Here is an 8,354-nt window from a genome sequence, read left to right as displayed (position 1 = left end):
GTCCCCTTCCAGCCGAAGGTGGAAGACCCCATGCTCGCGCCCGTCCCGCCCGCGGCGGAGCAGGTGAAGACGTGGGACGACGCCCTCACCCGGGTGCGCCAGCGCTCCACGGACCTGCGCAACGCGGAGGCCGGCGTGACGCGGGCGCAAGGGCGCTGGCGCCAGTCGCTGGGCCTCTTGTTGCCCAACGCGCGAGCCAACGCGGGCGTGGGCGTGGACGTGCTCCACCCGGACGTGCCCTCCGCCGCGGGCGGCGGCTTCGTGGGCGGCTCCAACCCCGGCGCCGGGACCCAGGCTCCCAGCGCGCCCCTGGGCACGCTGTCCGCGACCCTCACCCAGTCCATCATCGACGTGGGCGCGTGGCGGGGCCTGTCCTCCGCGAAGGCGTTGGAGTCCTCGGCGGCGGCCAACCTCCAGGACGTGCAGCGCCGCCTCACCCAGGGGCTGGCGCAGGTGCTGGTGGCCACGGTGGCCGCCGAGCGCGCCGCCGAGATCAACCGCGTGGGCCTGCGCCAGGCGCTGGAGCGCCAGTCCATCACCCAGCGCTCCTTCGAGCTGGGCGCCGGCACGCAGCTGGACGTGGTGCGGGTGAGCCAGGACGTGGCGGTGGCGCGGCAGGCGCTGGTGGCCGGCGACGAGCAGCTGCGCCGCACGCGCGAGTCGCTGGGCCTGTCGCTGGGTGAGGACCACGGCGTGGGCGTCAACCCGGACTTCAACCTCTCCGGCCTGGTGGAGCAGACCCGTCAGCAGTGCGCCCCCCTGCAGGACCTGGCCAACCGGCCGGACCTGGTGGCCCAGCGGGCCAACGTGGACGCGGCCCGGGAGAGCCGGCGTCAGGCGTCCGCCGGTTACCTGCCCACCCTGGGACTGAGCAGCACGCTGGTGGGTTTCACCACCGACCCCGGCTTTGGCCGCTTCGCCACCTGGAACGTGTCCGCGGTGCTGTCCGTGCCCCTGTGGGAGGGCGGTCAGCGCGGGGGGCTGGTGCGCGAGCGCGCAGGCATTGAAGAGCAGGCCGCCCAGGCCTCCGAGGCCACCCGCCGCAACGTGGGGGTGGAGGTGTCCCGCGCCCGCCGTGGAGTGGAAGTGGCCGAAGCCTTGTTGAAGACCGCCGCCGAGTCCCTGGAGCTGGCGGACCGGACGGACCGGCTCACGCGCCGGGCCTTCGAGGTGGGACGAGGTAGCAGCTTGGAGCTGGTCCAGAGCGGAGCTGCCCTCCGCCAGGCCCAGCTCGCATTGGTTTTGAGGGAATTCGAGCTCGTCCAGGCCCGCCTGGACGCGTTCCTGACGGAGGCCCGGTGCGACTGGTGACGAGGGTACGCCCCCTGAAGGCGCTGATGACGAAGACGGTGTTGGGCGCGGCGCTGGTGGCCGGCGCGGCCGGGTGCTCGGGCAAGCCGGAGGCGAAGGCCCCTCCTCCGCCGCGCGAGGTCCAGGTCGTGGCGCTGGCGCCGCGCGAGGTGCGGGACACCGGTGAATACCTGGGGTCGCTCCTGTCGCGGCAGAGCGTGTCGGTGCTGCCGCAGGTGAACGGCTACATCCGCAAGATCCTGGTGAAGCCGGGCCAGAAGGTGGAGGCCGGCACGCCGCTGATTGAAGTGGACGCGCGGCAGGAGACCGCGGCGCTGGACAGCGCCCAGGCGCAGCAGAGCTCCTCCGCGGTGGAGCTGGAGCTGGCGAAGCGCACCCTGGCGCGTACGGAGTCCCTCAACCGCGAGGGCCTGGCCAGCGTGCAGGAGCTGGAGCGCGCCCAGGCGGCGGTGAAGGCGGCGGAGGCGGCGTCGCGCGCGGCCGGCGCGACGGTCGCCCAGCGCCAGGTGCAGCTGCAGTTCCACGTGGTGCGCGCGCCGTTCGCGGGCACCATGGGCGACGTGCTGGTGCGCGTGGGTGACTACGTGGGCGCCACCACGGTGCTGACGTCCGTGGCCCAGGCGGACGCGCTGGAGGTCAGCGTGTCGGTGCCGGCGTTCCGCGCGCGGTCGCTCAAGCCGGACACCCAGCTGGAGCTGTTGGATCAGCAGGGCAAGGTCATCCTCTCCAGCACCGTCTTCTACGTGGCGCCGCAGACGGATCCGCGCACGCAGCTGGTGGAGGTGAAGGCCGCCTTCCGCAACACCGTGGGCCTGCGCCCCAGTGAGCTTCTGCGGGCGCGGCTGGTGTACTCCACGCGGGACGCGCTCCAGATTCCCGCGCTCGCGGTGGTGCGCCAGAGCGGCCAGCCCTTCGCCATGGTGGTGGAGAAGAAGGACGGCAAGACGCTGGTGGAGCGCCGCCCGGTGGCCCTGGGCACGCTGGGTGACATGTCCTACGTCGTCGAAGGTGGCCTGAAGCAGGGCGACCTCGTCGCGGTGTCGTCGCTGCACATGCTCCGCGACGGCATGCCCGTCATCCCCAAGCAGGTCACCGTGAACACCGACGAGTCCTCGCAGCCGCCCCGCACCGCGTCCGGTGGCGGCGGCACCACCGGCGGCAGCCGCTAGCAGGCGAATCCAGAGAGGCGCCACACCGTGTTCGTCGACTTCTTCATCCGCAGGCCTGTCTTCGCCATCGTCTGCTCCATCATCCTGACGCTGGTGGGCGTCATCGCCATCCCGACGCTGCCCATCGCGCAGTATCCGGACCTGGCGCCGCCGCAGGTCACCGTCACCAGCACCTACGTCGGCGCCAGCGCCGAGGTGGTGGAGTCCGCCGTCACCATCCCGTTGGAGCAGGAGCTCAACGGCGTGGAGGACATGCGCTACATCACCTCCACCAGCACCAACGACGGCACCAGCACCATCACGGTCACCTTCGCCCCCACGCGCAACATCGAGGTGGCGGCGGTGGACGTGCAGAACCGCGTCAGCCGCGCCGCGGCCCGCCTGCCCGCGCAGGTGAACCAGACGGGCATCGTCGTGAACAAGGCCTCCAGCCAGATGCTGCTGACGGTGGGCCTGTCCTCCCCGGACAACCGCTACGACGCGAAGTTCCTCTCCAACTACGCGGACGTGAACCTCAAGGACGCCATCAAGCGCGTGCGCGGCGTGGGCGAGGTGCGCATCTTCGGTGAGCGCAAGTTCTCCATGCGCCTGTGGCTGGATCCGTCCGAGCTGGCCCGCCGCAACCTGACGCCGCAGGACGTGGTGCGCGCGCTCCAGGAGCAGAACCTCCAGGTGGCCGCGGGCCAGGTGGGCCAGCCGCCGTCCAGCGACGAGCAGCCTTACCAAATCGCCGTGCGCGCCCGGGGCCGCCTGGTGGAGCCGGAGGAGTTCGGCGACATCGTCCTCATGCGCAACACCGACGGCAAGGCCGTCACGGTGAAGGACGTGGGCCGCGTGGAGCTGGGCGCGGAGAACTACGCCACGCTCTTGCGCTTCAACGGCCGCACCGGCGTGGGCCTGGCCATCTTCCAGCTGCCCACCGCCAACGCGCTGGACGTGCGCGACGGCGTCATCAAGGAACTGGACCGCCTGGCCCAGTCCTTCCCGCCGGGCCTGGAGTACCGCGTGGGCACGGACACCACGCTCGCGGTGCGCGCCTCCGTCAACGAGGTGACCCACACGCTCATTGAAGCCATCGCGCTCGTCATCCTGGTCATCTTCCTGTTCCTGCACGGGTGGCGCAGCGTTCTCATCACAGCGCTCACCCTGCCGGTGTCGCTCGTGGGCACGTTCGCGTTCGTCTACCTGATGGGCTTCTCCATCAACACGCTGACCCTCTTCGGCCTGACACTGGCCACGGGGCTCGTGGTGGACGACGCCATCGTGGTCATCGAGAACATCGAACGCCTGATGGCGGAGCGCGGGCTCAAGCCGTTCCAGGCGGCGCGTGAAGGCATGAAGGAGGTGGCCGGCGCGGTGGTGGCCATCTCCGTGGTGCTGGTGGCGGTGTTCATCCCGGTGGCCCTCTTCCCGGGCACCACGGGCTCCATCTACCGCCAGTTCGCGCTCACCATCGCCGCGTCGGTGGCCCTGTCCACCTTCTGCGCGCTGACGCTCACGCCCGCCCTGTCGGCCCGGCTGCTCAAGCACCACCACGGCCCCAAGTGGGTGTTCTTCCGCAAGGTGGACCAGGTGCTGGACTGGACGCGCGACCTGTACGGCAAGGGGCTGCGCAAGCTGCTGGTGCACCCGCTCATCGTGCTGGTGGCGTTCCTCGCCTGCATCGGCGTCACGGTGATGCTGTTCCGCTCCGCGCCCACGGGCTTCATCCCGGATGAAGACCAGGGCTACGTCATCATCTCCGTGCAGGGGCCGGAGGGCATGTCCCTCAGCCAGACGGAGAAGGTGCTCCAGGAGGTGGAGGGCGTGCTCAATGCCCAGCCGGAGGTGAGCGTGATGTTCGCCATCGGTGGCTTCTCTCCCAGCGGCAACGGCTCCAACTACGCCACCGTCTTCACGGCCCTGAAGCCGTGGGAGGAGCGCACGGGGAAGGACCAGTCCGTGGCCGCGCTGGTGGAGCGTTTGCGTGGACCGCTGGGCAAGATTGGCAGCGCGCGCGTCATCCCCTTCCAGCCCCCCGCCATCCGCGGCGTGGGCAGCGTGGGCGGCTTCCAGTTCATCGTGGAGGACGTCGCCGGCACCCACTCGCTGGAAGACCTGGCCAACGCCACGCAGGAGATGGTGCAGAAGGGCAACGAGGAGGGCCGCCTGCGCGGCGTCTTCACCCCGTTCAACGCCAACACGCCCATCCTGGACGTGGAGGTGGACCGCCAGAAGGCCAAGGCGCTGGGCGTGCCCATTGAGCAGATCTTCGGCGTGATGCAGCTCTACATGGGCAGCCAGTACGTCAACGACTTCAACTACGCCAGCCGCACCTACCGCGTGTACGTCCAGGCCGAGCAGCAGTTCCGCGACAGCCCCCAGGACATCGGCTCGTTCTACGCGCGCACGGAAGGCGGGGACATGATTCCGCTGGAGTCGCTGGTGAAGGTGAGGCCCATCGTCTCCGCGCAGGTCATCAAGCACTACAACCTGTTCCGCTCCGTGGAGATCAACGGCCAGGGCGCGCCCGGCGTGTCGTCCGGCCAGGCGCTGGAGGCCATGGAGCAGGTGGCCCAGGCGTCGCTTCCCCAGGGCATGTCGTCGGAGTGGACGGGCATCAGCCTGGAGCAGAAGGAGTCCGGCGGCCAGACGATGATCATCTTCGGCCTGGGCATCCTCTTCGTGTTCCTGGTGCTGGCGGCGCAGTACGAGTCCTTCAGCCTCCCGTTCGTCATCATCCTCTCCGTGCCGCTGGCCATCATGGGCGCGCTCGGGTTGCAGGTGGCGCGCGGCTACGCGAACGACGTGTTCTGCCAGGTGGGTCTGGTGATGCTCGTGGGCCTCGCGTCCAAGAACGCCATCCTCATCGTGGAGTTCGCGGAGCAGCTGCGGGAGCAGGGCAAGAGCGCGCTGGAGGCGGTGGTGACGGCGGCGGAAGTCCGCCTGCGCCCCATCCTCATGACGTCCATCGCGTTCCTCCTGGGCGTGGTGCCGCTGATGACGGCGTCCGGCGCGGGCGCGGCGGCGCGCAACTCGCTGGGCACCGCGGTGTTCGGCGGCATGCTGGTGTCCACCATCGTCAACCTCATCTTCATCCCGGGCCTCTACATCCTCATGCAGAAGGTGCGTGGGGACGCGAAGCGCTCCAGCGGTGAGGAGGACGCGCCCCCGTCGCACGAGCCGGCCCCGGCCCCCGCGCCGTGAGCTGAGCGGCACCGTTGAAAACAGGCCGCCCTCCCCTTCCGGTACGCGAAGAGGAGGGCGGTGGTGTTTTCGGAGGACTGCGTGCGCGTCAGATTTCGTGGGCGGTCTGCTCGTACACGAGGACGTGGCGGGAGACAGGCAGCAGGATGATGTTGAGCGTGCGCCAGTTGTCGCCGTTGGGGCCGGTGCTGAACTCGCGGAAGTAGCTCTTCACCTGCGCGTTCGCGGCGTCCTCGCCGTAGGTGTCGAGGATGGCCTGGTGCAGCGGCTGGAACTGCAGGTACATCCGCGACTGGAACGCCGCATAGGTGTACGTGTCCGGGGACGGGTCGTTGCGGTAGCCCGCGTACTCGCTGCGCGCGAGCACCGCCGCCGCCGCCGCGTTCAGCGCTGCGGGCGTCGAGTACGGCCACGCGAAGTCATACCGGTCCAGGAACGAGTACATGTCCTCGCGGTACGCGTTGCCGGCGTTCACCAGCGCCTGGAGGTTGCCCTCCAGGGGAAACGCCGCCAGCGTCACCGGGGCATTGGCCGGCGCCGGGCTGGGGTTCGGCACGCACGCGCCGCCCACGCAGGACGCCTGGAGGCGGTAGTTCTTGGCCAGGCCGTTGCTCCAGCCCACCACCACCAGGTACTCGCCGGCCTGGTCGAGGGTCGCGAGCGGAAGCTTGCTCAGCTCGCCGTAACCGGAGTCGTCGTCGCCGTAGAGCGGACGGTACCCGTATCCGGACGGCGTCTTCGGGCCGTACACGTACAGGCCGGTGTCCACGCCCATGCCCGTGCCCAGGTGAGTGACTTCCAGCGCCACCTGCGTGTGCGCCGGGACGGTGAGCTTGTAGCCCTCGTAGGCCGCGGACGTGCCGGTGTTCCCCGTCACCGCGCTGCCCACGGAGAGGTTGCCCGCGATGTACAGGTAGCTGTCGAACGGCGTGGGCGGAGCCGGCACCAGCTGCTGCGTCGCCGTCGTCACCGTGTCGCCGGACCCGGGGGCCGGGGTCTGCTCCGGCTGACCGCCACAGGCGCCCATCAGGCCCACCGCGGACATGCACCACACCACTGCGGTTCCACGCTTCATCGCGTCCACCTTCTCAAGGAGGGCGGGAGGGGAACCCGCCCTGGGAGTGAAACGCCCCCTGTGACAGCTTGAAGGCAGGAACTCAAGCAACAGATCAGGAGCGCCGGGGCCAGCTGCTTCGATGTCTGCCTTTCATGGGATGCCCAGACTTCCTCTGGAAAAGGCGGCCTTCACTGACAGACAGGAATGAGAGCTTGCAGGGGCAATGCCATGGAGTACTCTCCGCGCCCCTGCAAGAGCCATGAGCAACCTGCGCGGTTCCATCGAGACGCAAATCCAGGCAGCCCTTCGGCAAGTGCTTGAACAGACGGGCTGGCGCCCCAGATGGACAGCCCATGCCGTCCTCGGCGCGCGGACGCCTCAAGGTGGACGTGAGCTCCTGCTGGGCGGTGCCAGCGCATCCCTGGATGCACAGCTCGTGCGCTCGGTCGAGGAGCCGGACTCCCTTGTCGCGCTTCCCGTGCGTGAGTGGGACCAGGAGTTGCGCCAGCTCTGGGCCATGGGCGCCATCTACCTCGTGGATGGCGCAAGCCACATCGCCAGCTCGGTCCGGATCAAGGGACGACGTGTCCTGATCTCCCGCTCGAAGGTGGAGGAGTTCACCCTCATCGACGGAGAGGGAGTCGCATTGATTGACAGTGAGGTTCGTGGGCATGCGGTCCTGAGCGGGCCACTGCTGCTGAAGGGAACCCAACTGGACCCACAGGCGGTGGCCGGGCCAATGGTCGTGGTGGAGCAGTCCTACGTTGCGCCTTTCGTCAAACTCCAGCGCACCGTCAGGGTCCGCGCCAGCTCCATTGGAGCGCACACGGCCCTTGAGGGCGGAAACCATGTCGAGCGCTACCCGCAGTCCAGGTCGCAGCGGCGTGGCTTCGGAGTCGAGGTCGAGCGCCAGTGTTGGCTCGGCCAGCACGTCTCGCTCTCGGGCGGAGCCCGGCTGGGAGAGGGCGTGGTGGTGGCGGCCCACTGTGCGGTCTCCACGGACGTGGGAGAGCACGTCATCGTCGCGGGAAACCCGGCCAGGGCATTGCCGGTGGATCTCCACCTTCGAGAACTCTCCCCGGAGCAAGCACGTGAGGCAGGTTACCAGCAGGGACCTCCGGCGACCCGGTTCCCCGTCTATGGCGCGTGTACCTCCCGATGGGATGCCGCCGATGCGGTGGTGCTGCGCTACCCCCACCATGGAAGCCGTCGCGGACTGGCGGGCCCCACCCTGATTGACTTTCACCAGGGAGCCCTGGAGGCGCTCCTCGCCCAGGCGTTCCCAGACAATCCCTGTCAGGTGCTCCACAAACAAGCCGGGCCGGAGGTCGCCTTCGAGCTGCGTTTCGCTCGTCCGCCGCCACGGTATGAGAAGCCATCACCAGCCCTCACCCTGTCGCTGGCGGGAGCGCCGGATGACCTCTCCGCCGAATCACCTCTCGAGCAGGACCTGCTCGAGGTCCTCGAGGAGCAGTCCTGCGACATGGAGCGCTTGTTCTCCGAGTGCATGGCTCGCGCATTCGAGCGCGAGGAGCTCCTTGAGTGGGCGGAGCTGGAGGCCACCCTCTGCCTGCTGTCCCGGCGAGGGCGGGTACACCCCCCGCTGCTGCCCCCTGTGATCGCCTCCATCC

General features: G+C 69.4%; 5 protein-coding genes. 4 read left to right on the top strand and 1 reads right to left on the bottom strand.

What is annotated here, in order from left to right:
• The 3 genes from D7X55_RS30805 to D7X55_RS30795 all read left to right on the top strand — a co-directional run.
• Positions 1-1,311: TolC family protein (locus D7X55_RS30805; RefSeq protein WP_233610169.1), on the top strand; the 1,311-nt coding region annotated here is incomplete at its 5' end.
• Between the two features lie 26 nt (positions 1,312-1,337).
• On the top strand, positions 1,338-2,480 hold the full coding sequence (locus tag D7X55_RS30800) for an efflux RND transporter periplasmic adaptor subunit (protein ID WP_120552234.1): 1,143 nt from the start codon (positions 1,338-1,340) through the stop codon (positions 2,478-2,480).
• A 27-nt stretch (positions 2,481-2,507) separates the two neighbouring features.
• Entirely contained in the window at positions 2,508-5,666 is a 3,159-nt protein-coding gene (locus tag D7X55_RS30795) for an efflux RND transporter permease subunit (RefSeq protein ID WP_121724927.1), read from the top strand.
• Positions 5,667-5,754: 88 nt separating this feature from the next.
• On the opposite strand, the gene D7X55_RS30790 is transcribed toward D7X55_RS30795, so the two are convergent.
• The gene (locus D7X55_RS30790; protein ID WP_120552236.1) at positions 5,755-6,741 is read right to left on the bottom strand and encodes a hypothetical protein; all 987 of its coding nucleotides are present in this window, start codon (positions 6,739-6,741) and stop codon (positions 5,755-5,757) included.
• Between the two features lie 241 nt (positions 6,742-6,982).
• Between D7X55_RS30790 and D7X55_RS30785 the strand changes: the two genes are divergently transcribed.
• The coding region (locus D7X55_RS30785) for a hypothetical protein (protein ID WP_304988907.1) at positions 6,983-8,354 on the top strand (1,372 nt) is incomplete at its 3' end.

The organism is Corallococcus sp. AB049A (assembly GCF_003668885.1).
GTDB classification, from domain to species: domain Bacteria; phylum Myxococcota; class Myxococcia; order Myxococcales; family Myxococcaceae; genus Corallococcus; species Corallococcus interemptor.
The sequence above is the reverse complement of the archived record's forward strand: the minus strand, read 5'-3'. Positions and strand labels throughout refer to the sequence as shown.